General features: G+C 44.2%; 20 protein-coding genes. 16 read left to right on the forward strand and 4 right to left on the reverse strand.

The genetic code is table 11. The features are described 5' to 3' along the window. The first annotated feature begins 16 nt into the window (after positions 1–16). On the forward strand, positions 17–289 hold the full coding sequence (locus FFM77_RS00995; RefSeq protein ID WP_137633890.1) for a cupredoxin domain-containing protein: 273 nt from the start codon (positions 17–19) through the stop codon (positions 287–289). Then, entirely contained in the window at positions 289–2,214 is a 1,926-nt protein-coding gene (locus FFM77_RS01000) for a copper-translocating P-type ATPase (protein ID WP_137633891.1), read from the forward strand. The genes FFM77_RS00995 and FFM77_RS01000 overlap by 1 nt, the downstream gene beginning before the upstream one ends. 88 nt (positions 2,215–2,302) lie before the next feature. Here FFM77_RS01000 and FFM77_RS01005 read toward each other — a convergent pair whose 3' ends face one another. Continuing rightward, positions 2,303–2,830 carry a LysM peptidoglycan-binding domain-containing protein gene (locus FFM77_RS01005; RefSeq protein WP_137633892.1) on the reverse strand — a complete coding sequence of 176 codons (528 nt, stop codon included), beginning with the start codon at positions 2,828–2,830 and terminating at the stop codon, positions 2,303–2,305. A gap of 321 nt (positions 2,831–3,151) precedes the next feature. Between FFM77_RS01005 and FFM77_RS01010 the strand changes: the two genes are divergently transcribed. The 8 genes from FFM77_RS01010 (at position 3,152) to FFM77_RS01045 (ending at position 13,440) form a co-directional block, all read left to right on the forward strand. Beyond that, positions 3,152–3,526, forward strand: coding sequence for a hypothetical protein (locus FFM77_RS01010; protein ID WP_137633893.1), 375 nt, complete (start codon positions 3,152–3,154; stop codon positions 3,524–3,526). A 470-nt stretch (positions 3,527–3,996) separates the two neighbouring features. Continuing rightward, positions 3,997–9,012 carry a BspA family leucine-rich repeat surface protein gene (locus FFM77_RS01015; protein ID WP_171001528.1) on the forward strand — a complete coding sequence of 1,672 codons (5,016 nt, stop codon included), beginning with the start codon at positions 3,997–3,999 and terminating at the stop codon, positions 9,010–9,012. Between the two features lie 159 nt (positions 9,013–9,171). Beyond that, positions 9,172–10,086 (forward strand): metal ABC transporter solute-binding protein, encoded by a 915-nt coding sequence (locus FFM77_RS01020; protein ID WP_171001529.1) that lies wholly within the window; start codon positions 9,172–9,174, stop codon positions 10,084–10,086. Between the two features lie 213 nt (positions 10,087–10,299). Next, complete coding sequence (locus FFM77_RS01025) at positions 10,300–11,088, forward strand: matrixin family metalloprotease (RefSeq protein WP_171001530.1); 789 nt, start codon at positions 10,300–10,302, stop codon at positions 11,086–11,088. A gap of 138 nt (positions 11,089–11,226) precedes the next feature. After that, positions 11,227–11,511 (forward strand): type II toxin-antitoxin system MqsR family toxin, encoded by a 285-nt coding sequence (locus FFM77_RS01030; protein WP_137633895.1) that lies wholly within the window; start codon positions 11,227–11,229, stop codon positions 11,509–11,511. A 12-nt stretch (positions 11,512–11,523) separates the two neighbouring features. Continuing rightward, on the forward strand, positions 11,524–12,441 hold the full coding sequence (locus FFM77_RS01035) for a type II TA system antitoxin MqsA family protein (protein ID WP_137633896.1): 918 nt from the start codon (positions 11,524–11,526) through the stop codon (positions 12,439–12,441). Positions 12,442–12,527: 86 nt separating this feature from the next. Beyond that, entirely contained in the window at positions 12,528–12,743 is a 216-nt protein-coding gene (locus FFM77_RS01040; RefSeq protein WP_137633897.1) for a P8 family protein, read from the forward strand. 169 nt (positions 12,744–12,912) lie between these two features. Further along, on the forward strand, positions 12,913–13,440 hold the full coding sequence (locus FFM77_RS01045) for a GtrA family protein (RefSeq protein WP_223876740.1): 528 nt from the start codon (positions 12,913–12,915) through the stop codon (positions 13,438–13,440). A 260-nt stretch (positions 13,441–13,700) separates the two neighbouring features. Here FFM77_RS01045 and FFM77_RS01050 read toward each other — a convergent pair whose 3' ends face one another. Continuing rightward, positions 13,701–14,228: a TetR/AcrR family transcriptional regulator gene (locus FFM77_RS01050; protein WP_137633898.1), complete on the reverse strand. Its 528-nt coding sequence runs from the start codon at positions 14,226–14,228 to the stop codon at positions 13,701–13,703. Positions 14,229–14,420: 192 nt separating this feature from the next. Between FFM77_RS01050 and FFM77_RS01055 the strand changes: the two genes are divergently transcribed. The 5 genes from FFM77_RS01055 (at position 14,421) to FFM77_RS01075 (ending at position 21,256) form a co-directional block, all read left to right on the forward strand. Further along, positions 14,421–16,748 carry an ABC transporter ATP-binding protein/permease gene (locus FFM77_RS01055; protein ID WP_137633899.1) on the forward strand — a complete coding sequence of 776 codons (2,328 nt, stop codon included), beginning with the start codon at positions 14,421–14,423 and terminating at the stop codon, positions 16,746–16,748. A 398-nt stretch (positions 16,749–17,146) separates the two neighbouring features. Further along, on the forward strand, positions 17,147–17,881 hold the full coding sequence (locus tag FFM77_RS01060) for a WxL domain-containing protein (protein ID WP_137633900.1): 735 nt from the start codon (positions 17,147–17,149) through the stop codon (positions 17,879–17,881). Between the two features lie 426 nt (positions 17,882–18,307). After that, positions 18,308–19,345 (forward strand): WxLIP family cell surface protein, encoded by a 1,038-nt coding sequence (locus FFM77_RS01065; protein ID WP_137633931.1) that lies wholly within the window; start codon positions 18,308–18,310, stop codon positions 19,343–19,345. Positions 19,346–19,360: 15 nt separating this feature from the next. Further along, on the forward strand, positions 19,361–19,759 hold the full coding sequence (locus FFM77_RS01070) for an LPXTG cell wall anchor domain-containing protein (protein ID WP_137633901.1): 399 nt from the start codon (positions 19,361–19,363) through the stop codon (positions 19,757–19,759). A 3-nt stretch (positions 19,760–19,762) separates the two neighbouring features. Further along, positions 19,763–21,256: a hypothetical protein gene (locus tag FFM77_RS01075; protein ID WP_137633902.1), complete on the forward strand. Its 1,494-nt coding sequence runs from the start codon at positions 19,763–19,765 to the stop codon at positions 21,254–21,256. Positions 21,257–21,303: 47 nt separating this feature from the next. On the opposite strand, the gene FFM77_RS01080 is transcribed toward FFM77_RS01075, so the two are convergent. Continuing rightward, a complete protein-coding gene (locus FFM77_RS01080) occupies positions 21,304–21,576 on the reverse strand; it encodes a hypothetical protein (RefSeq protein ID WP_137633903.1) in 273 nt (90 codons plus the stop codon). Between the two features lie 238 nt (positions 21,577–21,814). Here FFM77_RS01080 and FFM77_RS01085 point away from each other — a divergent pair, with 238 nt between their 5' ends. Then, positions 21,815–22,465: an endonuclease III domain-containing protein gene (locus FFM77_RS01085; protein WP_137633904.1), complete on the forward strand. Its 651-nt coding sequence runs from the start codon at positions 21,815–21,817 to the stop codon at positions 22,463–22,465. A 451-nt stretch (positions 22,466–22,916) separates the two neighbouring features. Here the strand turns inward: FFM77_RS01085 and FFM77_RS01090 are convergent, their stop codons facing one another. Next, on the reverse strand, positions 22,917–23,543 hold the full coding sequence (locus FFM77_RS01090; RefSeq protein WP_137633905.1) for a CBS and ACT domain-containing protein: 627 nt from the start codon (positions 23,541–23,543) through the stop codon (positions 22,917–22,919). Positions 23,544–23,546 lie beyond the last annotated feature (3 nt).

Below are 23,546 nucleotides of genomic sequence, written 5' to 3' on the forward strand. Positions count from 1 at the left end.
AACGGAGGTTGTCATCATGACAAATAAACAACAAAATCAAACGATTATGGTCGCTGGTGGTTACGATCCGGCTGTTGTGACTTTAAAACAAGGGGTTCCTGCTCAGTTAACGTTTACCCGCACTAGTTCGCAAGGTTGTTTGGATGTGGTACAGTCGACGGATTTGAAATTCAACCGTGACTTACCATTGAATCAGCCCCAGACGATGACAATCCCCACCGACGTTGCCGGTGAATTCACCTATAGTTGCGGGATGGATATGTTTCAAGGAAAAGTGGTGATTAAGTGATGACGATTACGAAACGGTTTTGGATCTCGCTGATCTTCTCGTTGCCGATGTTGGCGAATATGATCCTCATGCCATTTGGCTGGATGTTGCCCGGTGGTGACTGGACACAGCTAGCGTTAACGACCGTTATCATGTTAGTCGCTACGGGACCGTTTGTGCAGAGTGCGTGGGCGTCATTTAAGAAGCACCATGCGAATATGGATACATTAGTGGCGATTGGGACGGCAACTGCGTATCTTTATAGTATTTACGCAATGGCAACGCAGCAGCCGGTTTTCTTTGAAAGTGCCGCTTTTGTGACGACGTTCGTCCTATTAGGCCAAGTCTTCGAAGAACGGATGCGCAATAACGCGTCTAACGCGGTTGAAAAGTTAGTTAATTTGCAAGCGAAAGACGCCGAAGTGTTACGGGGTGACGAGTTTGTTAAGATTCCCTTAGCCGAAGTCGAGCTAAACGATGTCGTTCGGGTTAAACCCGGGCAAAAAGTTCCGGTTGATGGGGTAATTGTAAAAGGCAGTTCGACCTTAGACGAGTCGATGGTGACTGGTGAAAGTATGCCCGTCGAAAAAAGTGTTGATGACGCCGTGATTGGGTCGACGATGAACAGTACCGGGACTTTCCTGTTTAAAGCCAACAAGGTTGGTGACCAGACGATGCTGTCCCAAATCGTGGATCTCGTAAAGAAGGCGCAAAATAGTCATGCGCCAATTCAAAAGTTGACTGATAAAGTTTCAGATGTTTTCGTGCCCGTTGTGTTGATTTTAGCGATTTTAACGTTCTTAACTTGGTATGTCTTTCTCGATGCCAGTATCGCCCGCGCCTTGATCTTCGCAGTTTCAGTCGTTGTGATTGCTTGTCCATGTGCGCTCGGTTTGGCTACCCCAACCGCGCTAATGGTCGGCACTGGCCGGGGCGCTAAGATGGGGATCTTGATTAAAAACGGTGAAGTCTTAGAAGCCGTGAACGATGTGAAGACAGTGGTCTTTGATAAGACTGGGACGATTACGGTTGGCAAGCCCCAAGTCACGGATATCGTGGGTGATCAGCAACAAGTCTTACAGATTGCCGCTAGCTTAGAAGAGTCGTCTGAACACCCGTTAGCCACCGCGATTTTGGCCCGGGCCAAAGCGGCAGCGATTACGGCTTTGCCGGTCGATGACTTTAAAGCAATCGAAGGTAAAGGCGTCTCCGCCACGATTGATGGTCAGACTGGCTTTGTTGGTAACACGAAGTTATTAACGACGGCCAAGCTCAGCGATGACCTCGAACAACAGGCAGTTAAGCTGCAAAATGAAGCTAAAACGGTGGTCGTTGTCGGCGTCGCCGATGAGATTATCGGTTTGATTGCGATTCAAGATATGCCGAAGTCCACGTCCAAGGCAGCGATTGCGGCCTTGAAGTCACGAGGCTTAAAGACAGTGATGTTGACCGGTGATAACCAACGCGTTGCCCAAGCGGTAGCGGATCAAGTCGGCATTGACGATGTGATTGCGGATGTCTTGCCAGGTGATAAAGCCGAACAGGTGCAAGCTCTGCAAGCAACTGGCAAAGTAGCCTTTGTTGGTGATGGAATTAACGATGCGCCAGCTTTGACAACCGCTGATGTTGGCATCGCGATGGGTTCTGGGACAGATATCGCCATCGATGCTGGTGGGATTGTGCTCGTTAAGAATGACTTGCGGGATGTTGATCGGGCCCTAGCGTTGAGTAAGAAGACCTTCAACCGTATCAAGTTGAACTTGTTCTGGGCCTTTATCTACAATATCTTAGGTATTCCAGTTGCCGCCGGAATTTTCTTCGCCATTGGCTTGACGCTTAGTCCTGAATTGGCTGGTTTGGCCATGGCTTTTAGCTCATTGTCTGTCGTCACAAGTTCAGTCTTGTTGAATAAAGCGAAGATTACGTCGAAAGTTCAGGCAGCATAACCAATCTAGTTAGATAGACAAAAATGGCACTCAAACCGATAACAGGTTGAGTGCCATTTCAATTAGTTAGGTATTGAGGGATCGAGGTTTAAAGGGCCCAAGCAGCCATACCTTGGGCGTGATACAAGGCGACAGCCGCGTCAACTTGGGCTTCAACGGAACCGCTGTGGATATGCATGTTCTGGAATAAGCCGTAAGCGCCGCTAGAACTGTTGCGGACGTATGGTTGCCAGTTGGATTCACGCGTGATAATCATATTCCAAGTGGCCGCGGAAACACCCGTCCGGCTAGCCATTTGACTTAACACATAGTCGCGTAAGTTGCTACCGGTGTAAGTCGTGGCACTAGTTTCGGTTGTTTTGGCAGGTGTCGTGGCCGTTGCTTGACTAGTCCCAGGAATCGTTAATTCTTGGCCAGGTAAGATTAAGTGGTTTTGAATGTGGTTAGTGGCTTCTAACTTAGCGACCGTGGTTTGATGATCTTTGGCAATCGCCCAAGCTGAATCGCCAGCTTTTACGGTGTAAGTGGTGGCCGCATTAGCGGAAACGGCGCCGGCCATGATGAAGCCAGCGACAACAGCAGTGGTAGATAAGATGGTACGAATTAGTTTTTTCAAGTTAGTTCTCCTTCTCGTGTCGATCGATTAGTTGCGGACAAAGACTTGAACAAGCGTGTTGCTCAAGCTGATGACCAGAGTGTACGCCGGGAATGTTACGGGTAAATGTCAGTCGCGTTAAGAAACTAAGGCAAAAACGGCTGATTGAAGGCGACTTGTCATACTTGTAATCTTGGCCAGTATGAGTCAGTGGCTGAAAATAGACTGATATCGGGGACGTGACCGAGTTCGTTAGGGTAACGGTATATTACAGCACCGTTTGACGGTAGTGGGTGATGCCCGCTATAATGCAGCTAAAGCCTAAAAGTAGGAGGACCCAACATGAACTTTACGTTCGCAGAATGGTTTAACTTGAAACAACGGGTTAAACACGATCAAGTATTCGAAAAAGAAGTTAACGGCGAACGCCAGACGAAAAAAGTCTATGGGTCGTTCAATTGGTGGGCGCTATTGTTCACCTGGTTTTACGCCGTCTTAAGCCCTCGTTGTCAAACCAAATTTTTCGCAATTAAGTCAGCGGTTCCGTTTCTGGCAATGCTACTTGTCAATATGATCATGCGCCTATTCTTTGTCGAGAACGTTGCGTTGATTGTGAGCTTAATCGGTGATGTTTGGTATGGGTTGATGTTTGAAACTTGGTTCCGTAATCAATTAATTGCGAATGGGTATCAACTCGTTAAAGATCCTGAAAATTGAAAAATCAGCTTAACTAGCGTCTTTTGGTGATGTTAGTTAAGTTGATTTTTTTGTTTTTATGAAATTTTTTTGATTTATTTATCAGTTTAAATTAATTTAGCAGTTCAACTAATATAGGAAGAATTAATTCAGCTTTGGGGAAAATAGCAATATAAGTAAAGTTAATGATAAAAATCGTTGGTTAGTTAAAGAAAAGGTGTCGGGTGGTTTCAAGCTAACAATGGGTAATAAGTAATAGTTATAGTGTGATTAATGAAATATTGGCGTCCAACTTATCCGGAACCAACCTTTACCAGCTGACAAACACGGATGAAAGAATGTAAATGGCGATATATCAACGTTTATAAGTGCAGTAGCTGGTTGAATTGTACACGTTGAGGGGGTACACTATCAGTGTAGATGAAGATTTAAGCGGATAAAAATAAATAATGCATATCGAGTTAAGGACATCAATAAAGGGGACGGCACAGATGAGTACGAAGATGAACACGACAACCGTAATGAACGAAAAAGAACATTATAAGATGTATAAAAAGGGCCGGGTTTGGCTCTTTGCTGGCGTCCTCGCGATGACCGTCTGGCAGGGGAGTACCTTGGCACAAGCCGATACAACTGCGGAATCAGCAACTAGTTCAGACAACAGTTCGGTAACCACAGCAACTAGCAGCTCAACGGATAAGACGGTGACGTTGTCTAGCAGCAGTAATAGCACTGATACTAAGTCTAATGACCAAACGAAGCAGACCAGCACGGCCACAACGACGGCTGACGCAACCAAAACCACCGATTCAACACCTACTGATACGACTAAAAAATCAACGACTGATCCAACACCAGTCACTAAAACTGACAGTTCAACGACTGCTGATACAAGCGATTCAGCAACAACGGATCCTACTAGCAAAACACCGGCGTCAACCACTGATGTGAAAACACCAACGACTGACCCAGTAACATCGACAAGGGATACTAAGCAACAAACCGTTACTACGAATAAGGACACGTCAACTGAGCCAACCACGACAGTTCAATCAACCACAGTGACTGCACCGGATAAGACCGATTCAGACACTAATGACCTGCCAGCCGATGATTCGACGGTTGATACTAAGACGTTTTCATTAGCTGACTCAAAAGTTGCGACCGGGGCTAATCTTAACCGGGCTAACTTAATGCGGATGGCCGTTGCGCCGACAGCTACAAGTACGGATCTTGGCAGCGGAACGTTTGGGACCAGTGACTGGCGGATTGATGCAGATGGTGTGTTACATATCGGCGCTGGGACGTTTGTTAATCTTGGTGGCACCTGGTCGAAGTACGGGACATTAATCAAAACGATTACGTTCGATGGTAAAGTCACGGCCGCATCAGATTCAAGCCTAGTCTTTAGTGGGTTAAAGAATCTAACGACGATTACCAACCCAGAAATGTTTGATACGAGTTCTGCGACACGGATGGTTAGCGCGTTTGCTAGTGATTCTAGTCTGACCAGCTTGAACTTGAATAGTTGGGATATGAGCAATGTCACGGATATTGGTTCAATGTTTGCATGGGATACGAGTCTAGTCGATTTACAAATCGGTGACTGGAACACTGGTAAAATCGAATCAATGAAATATACCTTTTTTGTAGCGAATAACTTAACGAGTCTTGATTTGAATAAATGGGATACGCACAACTTGAAGTCACTTTATGAAACATTTGCTACTGAAAATGGCTATCAAAGTCATTTGCAAGACTTGGAAATCAGTAATTGGAATACTAGTAGCCTGACGAACATGTGCTATGCGTTTGCTCAAGCTGAAAAGTTAACTAGCCTGGATTTAAATGGTTGGGATACGAGTCATGTTACTGATATGACGGCGGCCTTTATGAGCGACCATGGCTTAACAACGTTCAATACTAGCAGTTGGGATACGAGCAAGGTTACCTCGATGTCCTCCATGTTCGCGGGTGACAATCAGTTAACGACCTTTGATCCCAGTAACTGGCATACTGAAAATTTAACTGATATGGATAGTATGTTTAATGGCACCGGTTTAGCTAGCCTTGATTTGACCGGTTGGGACACGAGTAAAGTTACGGATATGGGCTTGGCATTTTCTGGTAATAAGAATTTAACGTCATTAAAAGTCGCTGGCTGGAATGTTGGCAACGTCACGACTACTTTCTCAACTTTTAGTGACGATCCTAAATTAACCAGCTTAGATCTAACGGGCTGGACACTGACTAACGATAAGCAAGCTTGGAACATGTTTATTGATAATGCCAATCTTGAGACGATTAAGATGCCAGATATGGATTTCCCAGTACTAGAAACTGCAACGACCATGTTTGCGAACAATCCGAACTTAACGACAATTGACTCACCATCTTGGCACTTAGATAATTTATCAATGGCCGACGATATGTTTTCGGATGATGCCAAGTTGACAACTTTGGATACAAGTAACTGGGGTTTAAGCAACTTGGTTAATGCCAGTTATATGTTCTGGGGCGACAATGCATTGAACGGCCTTGATACGAGTAACTGGAATTTGAATAATGTCACTAATGCTTTTGGGATGTTCTGTGATAATCATGCCCTAACGACTCTAGATACGAGCAACTGGGGTTTGAGTAGTTTAACCAATGCCCAACAAATGTTTGCTGGCGATAGTCAATTAGATGGCCTAGACACGACTAACTGGGATTTAAGCAAACTTCAAACTGGTTATAGCATGTTTTACAATGATAGTGGGTTGACTAAGTTAGATACGAGCAATTGGGGCTTGAATAGTTTAACAACAGCTTATCAAATGTTTTATGGCGCTAGCGGGTTAACCAACTTGGCGGTTGCTAATTGGCAACTTGGTAACTTAGTTAATGCTTATAGCATGTTTTATGGTGCGAGCGGACTGACTAGTTTAGATACGACTAATTGGGATTTAAGTAGTTTGAAGTATGCTACGCAGATGTTTTGTGACGATACGGGTTTGAAGTCATTACCGGTGGGTAACTGGAATTTGAGTCAACTCCAGTCTGCCTTTAGTATGTTTGAAGGTACTAGTGGGTTGACCAGCCTGGATACAACTAATTGGAATTTAGGCAATTTAAGAGATGCGACGCAAATGTTTTATGGCGCGACTAACTTGGCATCATTGCCAGTGGGTAACTGGAATTTAAGCAACCTTCAATCTGCTTACAGTATGTTTTATGGGATGAGCAGCCTCACCAGTCTTGATACTGGTAAGTGGAATTTGAGTAGTTTGAATGACACCACGCAAATGTTCTTTGGCGATTCAGCATTAACTGCCTTAGATGTTGCTAACTGGAATATGAGTCAGGTGACGAGTACTCAAAATATGTTCTACGGTGATAAAGCGTTAGCGGAATTAGATGTTTCCAAGTGGGATATGGGTAATGTGCAGAACGCGGCCTGCATGTTTTATCAAGATGCTGCTTTAACGGCGATTGCGGTTGATAACTGGAATACTCAAAATATGACTGATGCGCACGGTGCCTTTAATCAAATGTTGACCTTAAAGTCGATTAACCTATCTAACTGGGATACTAGCAAGATGACCTCGTTAGTTGGGATGTTTAATCGCGATTACGACTTAGCTGCCGTTAATTTGGGCAAAATTGATACGAGCAATATTACGGCGATGCGGAATATGTTCTTTGATACGACTAGTTTAACGGATTTAGATTTATCGAATCTTGATATGACGGCCTTGAATCCTTTTGATACGTTGCTTAAAGGTTCCGGTGTTAAAACCTTAACTTTGGGTACCAAGAACGTGTTGTCTAAAGATGGCGTGACCGCTGAAATTCCTGACGTCCCAACCACTGATGGCTACCTCGGTCACTGGATCAATACGGAAGGCCAATTATTCACTTCTGCTGAATTGATGGCGTTATACAACGGTACCGATACGGCAGTGGCGGATACTTATACATGGCAAGTCGACAAGACCACGTTGGCGGTTCATGACACGACGGTTGACCAGACCCACAACGCAACTTGGACAGCGGCGGATAACTTCACTAGTGCGACTGATGAGATGGGTCAAGCAATTACGGTGGCGGATGTCACTGTTGTTAGTGATGTGGATTTAACCAAACCAGGTAAGCAAACTGTCACTTACAAGGCAGCCAATGGGACAACAGCGACCGCGACGGTTACGGTTGTGCCAAGTCAGATGACGTTAGACGTACAAGGGGTAACGGTTACTAAAGGTGCCAAGTGGACGGCAGCTGACAACTTTGTCAGTGCAGCCGATGCTACTGGCAAACCAGTGACCTTGAGTGATGTTACGGTAACTGGTGCTGATAAAGTGGATACGCGTCAAGCGGGCAAAGTTTATCAAGTCACTTACAGTTACACTGATGCTAATGGCAATCCTTTGAGCAAAACAGTGACGGTCACAATTGCGGCTAGTCAAGTGAGTGTTAAAGCCCACGATGTCAATTTAACACAAGGTCAAGCCTGGGATGCCATGCTTGGTTTAGATGACGCAACTGATGCTGATGGGAATGTGGTCGCGCTTGATGATGTCACAGTGACTGGCGATGTCGATACGAAGACACCAGGTCAGTATCAAGTGACGTATACCATGACCGATGCTTATCAAAATACCGCTACGACCACGATTACGGTGACAGTGGCTGCTACGGCGGCGAGTGTTAACGTCAAAGACAGTACGTTAACGCAAGGTGATCAATGGACCGCCGCGGATAATTTTGTCAGTGCCACGGATGCGGCTGGTCAAGCGCTAGGTTTGGATGCGATGACCGTGACCGATGCTGACAAAGTTAATGTCGCGGTACCAGGGACTTATGCCGTCACTTACAGTTATACGGATGGGTATGGCAATGTTATTACCAAGACGATTACGGTGACCGTCAAAGCTAAAGCCGCGGTTACGAAACCAGATGATCACAACGGTGGGACGACTGGTACGGTCACAACGCCTGATACGGATAATAATGGTGGCACTGGTACGGGCACCATTACGACGCCAACTAGTCCAGATACGGATGCAAGTGCGGGTGCGACAATTGATCCCGATACTAATACGAATGATGTTGCGCCAACTCCAGATGTCCCAACAGTTTCAACCCCAACGGATGCTGGGCAAGCTGATACGATTGACCCCGGGAACACGACTAATCCGGTCAAACCAGCGACTGCTAAAACGACAAAAGCCGTAGCTAGTGCCGATTGGGATGGCGATCATATCAATGCGCAACCAGCTAAGTCAACGGTTCAACCAACTAACTTGGCAATGGCTAAGGCACATGTGCAGACGACGACCACAGTTGCAACGACTGACGCAACTGTGAAAGCCGGAACGCCATCGCAACCAGCTGTTAAACCAACTACGAGGTTGCCACAGACAGAAGAAGCCACGACAACGCCAACGACCTTGATGGGCTTGATGTTGTTAGGGTTGAGCAGTGTAGTTGCTAGTCTTGGAAAAGCACGGCGAGAAGATAAATAAAGGACTAACCCTCTAAATAAGAATGGTTTGAAGCAGGTGTCACTGCTTTGAGCCATTCTTTTTAAATTGCAGTAAAGCGTAATCATTACTATTTACAAGAGTAATGATTATTGCTAATCTATAAAGCGTAATTATTACGATTTGAAAAGTGGAGGGTTCATGATGTTTAAAGTGCACTATCTGAAAGTTATTGGTATGTTAGGGTTAAGTTTATTGATTGGCGGGAGCTTACTAGCAGGATGTCGGAAGTCAACTGTTCAACCGGTCAAATCGCACAAGTTAACAGTCGTTACCTCGACGAATTTTTATGGTGAACTAGCGCGTGCGGTGGGTGGCAAACGGGTACACGTGACATCGATCATTAATCAGCCGTCTGTTGATCCGCATGACTTTGACCCAACGAGCAAAGTTGCGGCGACCGTTGCTAAAGCGGATGTTGTGGTGGCGAATGGTTTGGGTTACGATAGCTGGCTATCAAAGTTAGCGAAAAATGCGCCACAAGCGCAGATGATTCAAGTTGGGGAAGACGTGATGGGTAAGCAGACTGGGGCGAATGCTCATCTGTGGTATGATCCACAGACTATGCCAAAGTTAGCAACGTATTTAGCGACTCAATTGGGTAAGCAACAACCGCAATCCCGAGCTTACTTTAAAGCTAATGCGAAAAAGTATGTAGCGTCGTTAAAGCCGATTCAAACTGAGTTAACGGCCTTGAAAAAGAAAGCGCAGACTAGCAAAACCAAGCAAGTCTTTGTCAGCGAACCGGTCTTTGACTATGCGTTGACGGCGATGGGGTTTAACGTTGGAAATGTTAATTTTGAAAAGGCGGTTGAAAAAGGGACGGATCCGTCACCGAAAGTAATTAAAACGATGCAAAGCGGGTTGAAACACCAGCGTGTCGCTTTCTTTGTGCAGAACAAACAAGTCAGTGATGCACTAGTGACGAATATGGTCAAATTAGCTAAGCAACACCGTGTGCCGGTCTTGCAAGTGACGGAAACGATGCCGGCCAAGCAGAATTATCGCCAATGGATGCTGTCACGGTATCGGACATTGGGGCGAATTTTAGACTAAGCGGCTTTAGTTTCAATTGAAATAACTGCGATTGACTTCAATTTAACAGGCTAAGAGGTGCTTTAACGTAATTAAAGTTGTAAAGATTTGTTACATTTGAGCGTTAAACCCGCGTGCTAACTGGAGATATGGTATAAATAGATTCCAAGCAAAAAAAGTTGTTAAGTCAGTGTCCGTTTGAACATTGTCAATTGACAAAGGGGCAAATCACAAGTGAGAAAAATTGGTCGGTTACTATGGTCAGTCATACTGATCATCGGCATTATTTGGGGTTATCAAAATCGCGCCACGGTCGGGCCAAAGATCACGTCTGCCGTAGCATTTTATCAGACAAAACTTACCGATGCCTTATCAGGTAATCTGGGCAGCAGTCTGCTAGATGCTGATGATCAAGCATCGGAGACTGAAAGTAGCAGTGGGTCATCGACAACTACTAAAAATAGTTCCAGCAGAACCGCGACAAGTACCAGTAAAAAGACAAGTCAGCAAGCTGCTAGGGTCAGTACAAAAGCTGCCACACCGGTAGAATCAATCGTGCAAGGGATTAAGTTATCAAATAAGTATTATTATCAATTTGATGATGATCTATCACCATCTGGACGCCAAGTCTTTAAAGACGCTGTGGCAACATACAATCAGACCGGAATTGTGAAGTTGGTTGCGGGCCAGGCGCCCACGGGTGGCAACCAGATTACGTTTAATGTGTACCATAAAAAGATGCAGCACTTTTCAACGAGCATTGAATTGGGACATGGTGGTCCAAAAATTATCGAGCGGATTAGCTGGTACGGGACTGAGTACCAGAACCAAGCGACTGCTAGCCTGAATGGCTCGTACTCACGGTCATACAGTGATGCGGTGGCTGTTCATGAGTTAGGCCATGCGCTAGGGATGGATCACAGTTCAAAGAAGAGCTCGGTGATGTATCCGATTAGTCAAGGTAAAACGGCGTTATCAACTGCCGACTTAGCGAGTTTGAAGTTAATTTATCAACAGTCATAGAGTTATGGAAGAGCTAATGTGTAGTTGGCTCTTTTTTAGTATCTGTATTTTAACTTTGACGATACTAATCAGTATCAAGAGAACCGATAATCAGTTATAATAGGTTAACAAATTAAAAGACATCTGAGGATCGATAGTGTGAACAAATATGAAGCACTAGCTCGACTAAAATATTTAGTGTCGGTAAATCAATTTACAATGGTTACGCGTCGATCCATGCAAGCTACTGCCGTTACGAGGTCTATGGCGAAAATCATCGTGCAACAATTGCAGGTAGAAGATTTCAAAAAATATGAGTTAGATCGTGATCGTCCAGGAACATATCTTTGGGTGTTTAAAACAGAATATGGGGATACTTATTATCTTAAGTTCAAGTTTCTTGATAAATCAGTTAAATTTATTAGTTTTCATCTATCAAACTAGCGGGGTGCTAATATGACGAAGACAGTTGTTAAAGATTATACGAATACCTTTTTGATTCGTGGGCATGAATATTCGGTGACAGCGCCAGCCCGTTTTGATGCTGTTACTAATCAATTAGTGCCAGATGCTGAGTTGGACGATGCTGCGGTTGAAATAGCTAATGATCAGTATCGGCAAGAATTTCAAGTGGTTACGCCAGCGGAAATTAAAAAATATCGGACCAAAATTGGGTTATCGCAACGTGAATTTGCAGAATTACTTGGTTGGAGTCCCAATACAGTGGCTTTATATGAAACTGGTGCGTTGCCGTCGAAAGCGAATAACAAATTGTTAAAAGCTTTGATTAGTGATGCACATTTTCTGGCAGCGTTTAGTATTCAAGATGAGGCCGTTCTGGCAACCACGGTCACGAAAAAGATAACCGCTTATTTGCATCAGGAGTCGACCCCATCAATTGCATCGGCGTATACGGCAATCCAATTAACGAACTGGTATCGAGTGCGTAATTATTTTGATGCTGAGTTAGATCCTAATGTTGAGGAATTGACCCAAATGAAAGTCGTCAAATTGCTTTATTTTGCTTATGGTCGATATTTGGCACTGACGGGTCAGCGATTGTTTAAGTCACCAATTATTGCCATGCCGTATGGGCCCGTTATTCAAACCGTTCATCAACAATACAACGGTCACCGGGGTATTGTGAGTGGTCAGCTGAATGATGTGGCATTTGATGACTATAATCATGTCCAAGCGGATCAAGAAATCACTGATCTTTTAAGCAGTATTCAATGTGATTATGGTGATCAGACGGCGGCTAGTTTGAGTCGGATTACACATCAGCCTGGTTCACCGTGGTCCTTGACGTCAACGAATCAAGTGATTGAACCAGCGTTAATTCAAGCGACGTTTAAAAAACACGTTGAACGTTAAATGAAAAGTCATAAGCAAAATCTGAACTACTTTCAAAATAACGACTATAATAGGTGTTGAACCTTAAGAAAGGAAGTTGTTTTAGTATGGCTACTGTTGAAAAGACTAAAGTATTGGACGAGAAGATGTGTGATGTGTTCGAATGGAGCGATTCCAAGATGCCTGTTCGGGATGCATTATGGGATCATTTCATGGATGGTAACAATCATGATACGGACAAAACTTCCGCAGAAGTCGCAAAATACATGGACATGAGTGATGACGACGTTAAGACTAACGCCGAAAAGCTCTTAAAGGCCTAAAGAACAGCTTAATTTCAACTAATTAAACAATTCCAGCACCTATCAGTTAACTGGTAGGTGCTTTTTCTTGGCAAAATGTAAGCGAACCCAATATAATTAAATTGTTAACATGGGAAACTGGACCGTTATTAATGGATGACGTCAAATTACATAGAGAGGTCGCAGATAAATGAGTATGAAAAATGAACCATCGTCGCAGCAGTCGTCAGAAGAACTAGCGACCGCTGAAGTTGAAGAAGTCGTCACGCCTATTGAGGTGATTGAGCCGATCGTGACTGAAGCCGGGGAACATTCGGCGGGCGCCAAGTTAGCGCGCCAACAAGCAGTGCGGTATTTACTGTGGGGCTTAATTAGTGTATTTGTGAACTTAGGTGCTTTTTACGTCGGGTATCGGCTACTAGGAATTGAATATCAAGTTGCCAATCTAATTGCCTGGGCACTCGGGGTACAGTGCGCGTTTTGGGTTGATCGTGTCTTGGTCTTCAAACATAAATCTGCCCGTCCATTTCACGAGATGGGAAAGTTTTACGTCACCCGGATTGCGACCTATTTAGTCGAAAGTTTGGTCCTCTGGGTCGGTATTTCATTATTAGGAATTCCTGGGACGTGGACAAAAATCATTGGTCAAGGATTGGCAATTGTGGGGAACTTCTTCTTTTCGAAGCTAGTCGTTTTTCGAAAAGCAACTAAAGAATAATTAGTAAAGGTGATGATCAGCTATTGAACACTGACCATCACCTTTTTACGTTTAAGCCAACAAATCATTTAATAAATGGTATCAGTTTAAAATATTTCCTGTTTGTTAGCGTAGGACGGGCTGGATGATGCTCAGTGGTGTCGTTTATCTTTGCCGATGGTTTTTCGGCTTAGATAAAGCCCGGCTTGTGAGACGTTCTTTGGCTCACAAACGTGGCCACCACGTTCCAGCATCAGTCCAGACCAACCGAAGCGGCAAGTTTAGAGCTTTTCAGGATCAATCGGCGGTAAATCTTGAGCCAAGACACTGCGAAAGATAATCTTGGTCAGCTCATGTGGGGTCTCAGGCATCTCGGCTTTAACCCATTGCTGGATAATGGCTTTGACGCCACTCCAAATATAAGTCATTTGGTAAGTATTGGCGAACGGCACATCAGCCGGGATTGTTGCTTGCATCCGGTCTAGCAGTTTCGTCTTACTCCCCACAAAGACCAGATTACTTAGGCGCCGCTGCTGATAAAAGGCATCTAACATGCGCTCAACATTAACCGTTGGCCGAGCGCTTTTATCGAAAGAATATGAGGCTAAAAAGGTTTGTTCAATCTGATCTAAGCATTGGAAGATATCAGTATAATGGCGATAAAAGGTCGTCCGGTTGACGTCGGCTAGTTGGCAGACTTCAGTGACTGAGATACTTTCAACTGGTTTGGTTTCTAATAACTGTAACACGGTATCTTCAATGACTTGCTGGGTGTATTGAGCCCGGCGATTATTGGGCGTTGCGACCATAAAATCCTCCATGACTGCAACAGATTAGGGTAAACTGTAGTGTTCACAACAAACTGCTGCTAATTGACGGTTGTCAGTTTAAAACATTTAATTTATTATTTGAGACACGATGTTGCATTAATGATATAGTAACAGAAAGTCAATTGTTTGGGATAAATATCGTCATTAAAGATTGGGAAGGACTTAACTTAAATGCTTGAATTAACTCACATTAAGAAGTATTACCACGTTGGTGATTCGGTCACCAAAGCGCTCGATGATGTGTCGGTCGCGTTTCGTAAGCGAGAATTCGTCGCCATCTTAGGCCCAAGTGGTTCCGGGAAGACCACCATGCTGAACGGTATTGGCGGGTTGGATGTCTATGATTCCGGGGATTTAGTCATTAAAGGCAAATCAACGAAGGATTTCAAAGATAGTGATTGGGATGCTTACCGGAATAATTCCGTGGGCTTTATCTTCCAGAGTTACAACATTATTGGTCATTTAAGTATTCTCGATAACGTTGAGATGGGGATGACCCTAAGTGGTGTTGGTAACGCTGAAAAGAAGGCTAAAGCTAAAAAGGCTCTAGAACGGGTTGGCTTAGGGCCACACATGAACAAACGGCCGAACCAACTCTCTGGTGGTCAGATGCAGCGAGTTGCGATTGCGCGGGCGATTGCCAATGACCCCGAAATCTTACTTTGTGATGAACCAACTGGGGCCTTGGATACTGAGACCAGTGTTCAGATTATGGACTTAATCAAAGAACTTTCAGCGGAACGCCTCGTGATCATGGTTACCCATAATCCGGAATTAGCGAAAGAGTACGCGAACCGGATTATCGAATTCGCTGATGGAAAGATTCAGCATGATTCTAATCCCTTTAACGAGACCGAAGCCGATGAGACGTTTGCTCTGAAGAAGACTAAGATGACGTTCTGGACGGCCTTAAAGTTATCGTTCACCAATATTAAGACGAAAAAAGGACGGACCGCCTTAACTGCATTTGCCTCCAGTATCGGGATTATTGGGATTGCGATTGTCTTAGCGCTATCTAATGGGTTCCAGAAGCAGATTGATAAAACACAGAGTAACACACTGGCACAAATGCCGATTACGATCTCACAAGTCGTTTCTAGTCAAACGGGGACGCCTAAAGCTACGACCAAAGCCGCCAAGTCAGGCGCAGTCAAAGCTAAGACAAGTCAAGCTGACCAAGCGACCCATACAAATAAGTTAACGAAGCGTTACTTAACGTATATTAAGGATTTGAATCCAGATTTAAGCAAAAACGTCACGTATACGTATTCGACGGGGATGAACTTGATTCGCCAAGTTGACGGTAAGACCAAGTCTGTCTCATTCTCTAATCAAAATAGTAAGAATGGCTCCGCGGGCAGTGCGTCTGCTGCGATGGCTAGTGCGACCGGGGTTGGGACCTCCGTTTACCCGAGTGCGAACCAAGGTAAGAATAGCTTACTCAAGAAGCATTACAGTGTCTTAGCCGGTAAGTATCCAACGAAAGCTAATGAAGTCGTCTTGATTACGGATCGCAAGAAGACAACCAACATCAATGCGCTAAAGAACTTAGGTTACGATGTGAAATCAAATCAAAACTTGAGTTACAGCAAGTTAGTCGGAACGACGATCAAAGTTGTTACCAACAATGATTACTATCAAGAATTACCAACTGGCAACTACTTGCCGAATAAGTTGACCAAGTCGATGTACAATAAGTCAGCTAATCAGACAATTAAAGTGGTTGGTATCTTAAAGGCGAAGAATAAGGATTCCGAAAATGTGTTGGCAACTGGGATTGCTTACAGTGACCAATTATCGAAGAACATTATTCAAGCCAACAAGGATTCTAAGATTGTTAAAGCACAAAAGAAGAGTGATACTAACGTCATGACCGGGGCTAAAGTTGATAGTGATACCAAGACGAGCTTGATCAGTTATCTTGGTGGGTCATCAACGCCAGCTAGCATCCTAATCTATCCGAATAGCTTCAAGAACAAGGATAAAGTCTTGAAATACTTGGATAAGTATAATAAGGGTAAATCGAAAGCCAACAAGGTCATTTATACCGACTTAGCTGGGACGGTTTCGACCTTAACGGGTGGCTTGATGGACGCGATTACGTACGTCTTGATTGCCTTTGCTGGGATTTCGTTAGTCACGAGTATGATTATGATTGCGATTATCACATACACTTCCGTCTTGGAACGGACCAAAGAAATCGGGATTCTAAAGGCTTTGGGGGCACGGAAGAAGGATATCACCCGGGTGTTCGATGCCGAAACTGTGATTCTCGGGGTTGCTTCTGGGGTGCTCGGCGTGCTGATTGCGTGGGCCATTACGTTCCCAACCAATGCCATTTTAAGTAACATTACGGGCTTGGGTAATGTCGCCCAGTTAAATCCAGTCCATGCGATTGTGTTGGTCATCATTAGTACCGTCTTGACGGTCTTAGGTGGTCACATTCCCGCACGGATGGCCGCAAAGAAAGATGCTGCGACTGCTTTGCGTTCAGAATAACAGGATGATTTAAAAAACGTCTAACCTTAATTGGTTGGGCGTTTTTTTTTACCTTAACAACCAATTCATTCCAGTAGTACGCTGGGATAAAATTAGTTAAGCTACGGCAAAAATCAGCTGAATAAAAGACATTAATTTTGAATATGAAAGAATATCAGCCATTAACTGATGGCATCAGGGAAAACGCGGCTAATAAAAGGGCTAAAAAAACTTTTTCACCCACAATTGGCCTAGATCAGCGGCAAAACCATTGATAGTACTGAATATTTTACCACTTATTATATTATAACTATTAAATGTACGACTGTTTTATGAATTAATAGTGATAAAAATATTGATATTAAAAATTAACGTGGTAAACTATGCTAGCAGGTCAATTGAAAAGGGGATAACTAATTATGAAAAAAAGTCTTAAGACGTTATTAATGAGCAGTGCATTATTGTTAGCAGTTGCCGCACCATTGGCAGCTAGCGCGGATACATCAAGTGATATTGGGAATGGTAGTGGGTCAACTGACGTTAGTGCGACTTTTGAAAAGAGTACACAAACCGTAAATCCAGTTAACCCTGACAATCCTGGGACGTCTGATAATAGTGGTGACAAGGGTAACGGTGCCGCAGCTGGTGGCGATCTTTCGTTAATTTACGTCACGAACAAATTAGATTTCGGGTCACACGAAATTGACGTTTCGAACGACCAGACTTACGCCGCTAATTACACTGATTCTGATACGACCAAGAGTGCCGATGTCAGCAGTCTTTGGAATAACAAAGCCGTTGTTGAAGTTTCCGATGTGCGTGGGACGAACGCTGGCTGGAACTTAACGGTTTCTGGGACAGCTTTAACTGGTACTGATGGCACGACCTTGAAAGGCGCAACCTTGGTTTTACCAACTGGGACGTTAGCTAATACTGGTAGCAGTAGTAATGGGACGCAGAGTGTTGCGGTTACCAACGCGTTGGATACCGCCGCGGCCCAAGTCCTAACTGCTGGTAAAGATAACGGTGCCGGGATCACGACTGACCAATTGAATCCTAGTGATATCAAGTTGACAGTTCCGGCTAACCAAGCGAAGGCACAAGGTTACACCACTAAATTAACTTGGAACTTAAGCGATACCCCAGCAAGCTAAACATTAATAAACGTAAAGGGTGGCACTGTGTAAACGGGGCGACCTTTTACTTACATAGAGGAACCAATGTAACTAATCTGCAGTAGCAATCAACATATGCTTAGTTGGCTTGGCTTGCCACTTTGGTTGGCCCGGAATCGGCTGGAACGTGGTGGCCGCGTTTTCGAGCCGCAGGGCGGTCTCGAAAGCCGGGCTTTATCTAAGTCGAAACCCACGACTAAGATAAACGACACCACTGAGCCAATTCTGGTCCGCCCGGCGTTAATCAACATATAAAAGACCTTTTGGTTCCAAGTAATCTATTGGCTAGGATGAAAGCAGATTTTATTAAGTTATAAAGACCTGTTCATTAATGCCAGTTCTAGCCCAATCGGCGTAAAAATATAAAACCTAATTTTGAGAGGAGTAAATAATTTGATGCAGTGGATGAAGAAGTTGGCTTGGGGAGGCGCGTTGTTTGTGGCTTTCATGAGCTTTAGTATGACGGCCCAAGCGGCGAAGACGACTCAAAGCAATGAGATTGGGTTTAGCGTGGCCGCTAAGATTCCTAAGAATCAAATACATGCGAAAAATTCATTTTTTGACTTGAAGATGACGCCGGGGAAGACCCAGACGTTAAAGACGGTTATTTATAACGTCACGAATCGAGATATTAAGGTGAAGACGGCGATTCATACGGCCTATACCAACAGTAACGGTGTTATTGAATATGTCACGCCAACCAAAAAATTAGATGCCTCGCTTGATTATCAAATGAGTCAGTTGACGAAGCTTAATGGCGTCAAAACGGTCACGGTACCGGCGAACGGCTCAAAAGTTGTGACAGCCACCGTCAAAATGCCAAGTGCCAAAGTTAACGGGGTCATTTTAGGTGGCTGGTACTTTAAACGTGTTGATCAAAAAGTCACCGGGACAGTTAAAGGGTCGATGAATATTAGTAATCAATATTCGTATGTGATTGGCTTGAAATACACAGAAGGGACCATCCCTGAACCCAGCTTGAAGTTGACTAAAGTGACCGCTGGAATGCGGAACTATCACCGTGGCATTTTCCCTGAGCTGCGTAATACCGCCGCTGTCATTATTCCCAACTTAACGATGAAGACGATCATTACAAGTAAGAATAGTGGGAGAGTTGTGACTTCAGCTAAAAAGGCGAATGTTCAGATGGCCCCTAATTCAACTTTTGATTATCCGATGTTATTAGGGAAGACTAAGCTACAAGCAGGCAATTATCATTTACACATGGTCGTTAAGAATGCGAGTCATCGTTGGGTCTTTGACCGTGACTTTAAGATTAATAACGCTGATGCGAAGAAATACAATCAACGTTCAGTTGATAACAGTGGGATTAATGTTATTTGGTTTGTCATTCTTGGCGCCTTAGGAATGTTTGTCTTGATGTTGCTAGGATTATGGTTATTCTTCTGGTTACGGAAACGGCGTCAGTCAAAAGCACAATAAAAGGAGGGTCCGTTCATGCGCAGAATGAGTTTAATTGGTCTAATCGGATTGTTATTAGTGCTAGGCTTAAGCCCTTCTGTCTGGGCGGCACAATCCTCGCAGACTGAACTGTCAGTGTCGTTTTATGATGATCCAACTACCGTTAGTGGCGCCAAGCTAAATCCTGGCATTCCAGATGGACGGACTGCCTATCGCATAACGGCGCAACCAACGACGATTGCGCGGCATTCTAAGACTGCGACTAGTACGGGTCATTTTGGCGCTTGGATTCAGGCGGTTCGGCATGGCCAATTGCCACAAACGAGTGAGTACCAAGGGGTTTATCTGGGGTTCATCGGATGTTTGTTGTTAGTGATTAGCGGGTTATTGTTGATTATCTGGCGGCAATGGCGGCAATTACGAAAGCGGGTGTAGATGATGCGACGATTCAGACGATTATTAGCGCCAATCGGTTTATTATTAGGCAGCTTGATCGCGATGGGCTGGAGTCAGTCGCTAGTCAGTCAGGCCGCGGATACCATGACAGCCGTGTCATTCACAAAAGCTACCAGTATTACGGGGGATTCACTTTATGGTGGGGATACCTCACTTAGTTCCGCACCAGCAGTTACGCAAATATTGGCTAATAACGTTGAAAACGGCAAATTAACCAATCGAACGACTGTATTGTCGATTACGTATTCAGGAACATTAACGACCAAGAACTCTAGGGATACGGTTAAAAACTTATACGCTTCGGCCTTTAATGCTGATAGTAATGTTGCTGGGTTGATAAATAGTACTAATCTAATTCCAGGATCATTAGTCAAAACGTTTACGTTTAGTTCCTCGAATGCGACACAAACAGTTGGTTTGGATTGGTCGGTTTGGAATGGGACGGCTTTATCGATTGGACTTCGCTATACGAATCAGTTAGGTGATGAATCAGGCCGGGCTCTTGCCTATATTTCCAAAGACAGCATTGTCGAGCCCAAAGTCTTAACGCCAACGATCACCACTGATTTAACGCAAAGTACAACGGTCATTGAGGGTAAAGGGACGATTGTCGGCGACAAGATTACAGTCGATGCTGATCCCTCTGTCTCCACCACGGTCGGTGCTGATTTAAGCTATTCCCTCAAGTTAAGTAAGAGTTTAGCTGGTCAAAAAACGGTGGTTGTCACCGAAAGTAATGATGCTGGTGATTCTGGGACAGTCTCTAAGGATGTGGCGCAAAAGACCCTAACCCTTGATAATAAAGAAACCTCATTAGCGACTGGGCCTAATGATATTACCAGTAGCATGAGTAACAGTGACGTTTTAGCTTGGATAACGAAGCAAGCGGGTTTGAGTGCAACATATTCGGATGGCAGTAGTACTGCTGATGTGACTTATACGAGTGATGCGACTGGGCTGGCTGCTAAAATTGCGGCTTTAGCTAGCGGTGACAGCATGACGGTCGATGTCTATGCACAGGATGGAAGCACCAAGTCTAGTTCGCAAACGATTACGATTAAAAAGACCGCTGGGACGTTAAGTTTTGGCACCATCAGTGGCAGTATCGGTTTTGGGACGTTAGCGATTCCAACGAAGGAAGCGATTTATCAACCGAGCAGCAAATGGGATGTTAATATCAGTGATACCCGCGCGACGGGATCAAAATGGTATGTTTATGCGAGTGCGACGGAATTAGAATCAGACAGTCATAAATTAAAAGGAAATTTGATCTACCAAGATGGTTCTAATCAATCAGTGTTGACGAATCAATCAACGCTGGTGGCGAGTGGGTCGCGGGGCACCACTAATACGACCGCCGTGACAAGTGATTGGTCGAGTACAAAGGGTATCTTCTTAGATGTCCAACCGAGTGTGTACGCCGATAGCTATCAAGGTAAAGTGAACTGGAGCTTACAATCGACGCCAACTGAATAGCTCATTAAAAAAGTTCTAAGTCAAATCGACTTGGAACTTTTTTGTGTCTAACTAGCGAGTGGCGTTTGTTTTGGTAACGCCGCCAGCTGTTGGTTGGTTAATGGAATGGTCTTGTCAAAGTGAAAGTCGCCGGACATTTCTGTCTGCGTGGAGGCTTGATAGACTTTGATGGCGTGGTCAGCGAGGTCTAATTGATAGACGGTCCGCTGACCATCGACATCGACACACAGCGCGGTGCTTTCAAAGATTTCCCAATGAAAGGCTTGTTGTGGTAAAACGTTGATGGTTTGTAAATAGTGTACTAACATATTTGGGCTCATTAAAAATGACTCCCTTCACTTGCTGAACCGCGTCCATTATAGTTCTTTTGTAGTGTGATTCAAAATATTTAGGACTGCCTAAAATCCGAATGCTAAAAAGGGTAATAATAGATAAGCAGTCTGATCCCCTAAAGCTGGGCGTAACTAGTATAATAATTTTAGGAAGATTAGCAATATTTTATAGAAGCTTTTTAAGTTAAAACTGAATCATAGTTAGTTGAAAGTGAGTTGGAAATCAATGTTAAAAGACGAACAGATTGTCTGGGCGATTCATCAAATGGAAGCAGATATTGGGCCAGTGGGGCCATCACTAGATTCGCGGACGCCATTTCAATATTTAGTCTCCGTTATTTTAAGTGCCCAAGCGACTGATGTGTCAGTCAATAAGGTCACCCCAATCCTGTTTGACCGCTATCCGGAGCCGAAAGATTTAATGATCGCGGATGTGACTGATGTAGAGCAAATCATCAAAAGTGTGGGCTTATTTCATAACAAAGCAAAGAACATTATTAAAACCGCGCGCATTGTCCATGAAGACTTGCATGATGTGGTGCCAACGGATCGCAAAGGGATTATGGCATTACCAGGGGCAGGTCGCAAGACAGCGAATGTTGTCTTAAGTGATGTCTTTGAACAACCTACATTTGCGGTTGATACACATGTCTCGGCCATTTCCAAACGGCTGCATTTCGTGCCACAATCAGCGACGCCTTTGCAGGTGGAAACGAAGATTGTTGGCGCCTTGCAGCCAGAAGAGTTACATCAGGCGCATCATACGATGATTGAATATGGACGTAAATATTCAATGAAGTTGGCGCCGGAGAAAGAGGTTTGTCAGCTGATTATTGATTGCGATAAGTTGAATGAGGAAAACGAATCGGGACTATAGGTTGTTGGGAAATAGTCAAAAAAGTGACGTTTTTTAGATGTTGCCTAGATTTAGGGAATTGAACATTCAAAAAATGGCTATTTTTTGAATGTTGCGACAACTATATTGAAGTAACATTCAAAAATCGGCTGTTTTTAAATGTTACTTTTATTTGACCAATTACGCTTGGTGCTAGTTGGTTTAAATTGCCACTCTGGTTGGTCCAGAATCGGCTGGAACGTGGTGGCCGCGTTTTCGAGCCACAGAACGGTCTCGAAAGCCGGGCTTTATCTAAGTCGGAAAAGCACCGACTAAGATAAACGACACCACTGAGCCAATTCTGGCCCGCCCGCCGTTAACTAACGGGGATTAAAAAATGGTGATGGTTAATAACTGTGTGGTTTCACGCAATCACAACCTAAAAAAGTTCAGGGTCAATGTCATTAAACGACATTGACCCTGAACTTTTTGACTAAGCTTCAACCTCAAAACCAGCAGTAGTTAAGACTTGATTGACTGCCTTACGAGTTTCGCTATTAACATGTAACTCAATAATGCGATCGGCTTGCCGGCGCACGACCATGAGTGTTTGAATACTCAAATCATGTTCGGCGAGGACTTGGCCGATTTTGAAAATCACGCCAGTCTGATCGTGGTGAATGACCACCCGACAAACCACGCCCGGTTCACCATAACCGGTGATATTTAAGAAGGCATCCAAAATATCGTTATTAGTGATAATACCAACGACTTGATCATCTTCAGTGACGGGCAGTACGCCAATTTTGTGGCGTCGCATTTGGTAAATGGCGTCCTCTAATTGGGCTTTGGCCGTAATCGTCTGCACCGTTTTAGCCATGATGCTGGCGACAGTGGTTTTTGTGAGTAAATAGTTGGTTTCATAAACGGATAAGCTAGTCGCTTGCGAGGGCAAGTTACGGGCGATAATACCTTGGGTCACTAAGCCGACCAAGGTATTGCCATCCATAACTGGCAGTCGATGAATATTGGCTTGTTTCATCAATTCAATGGCGGCGCTGACCGTCGTCGTGGGATTGGCGACAATTAATTTTGGGGTCATATAATCTGCTACACTCATAAA

This window comes from Lactiplantibacillus songbeiensis, from assembly GCF_005405125.1.
Taxonomy (GTDB): Bacteria; Bacillota; Bacilli; order Lactobacillales; family Lactobacillaceae; genus Lactiplantibacillus; species Lactiplantibacillus songbeiensis.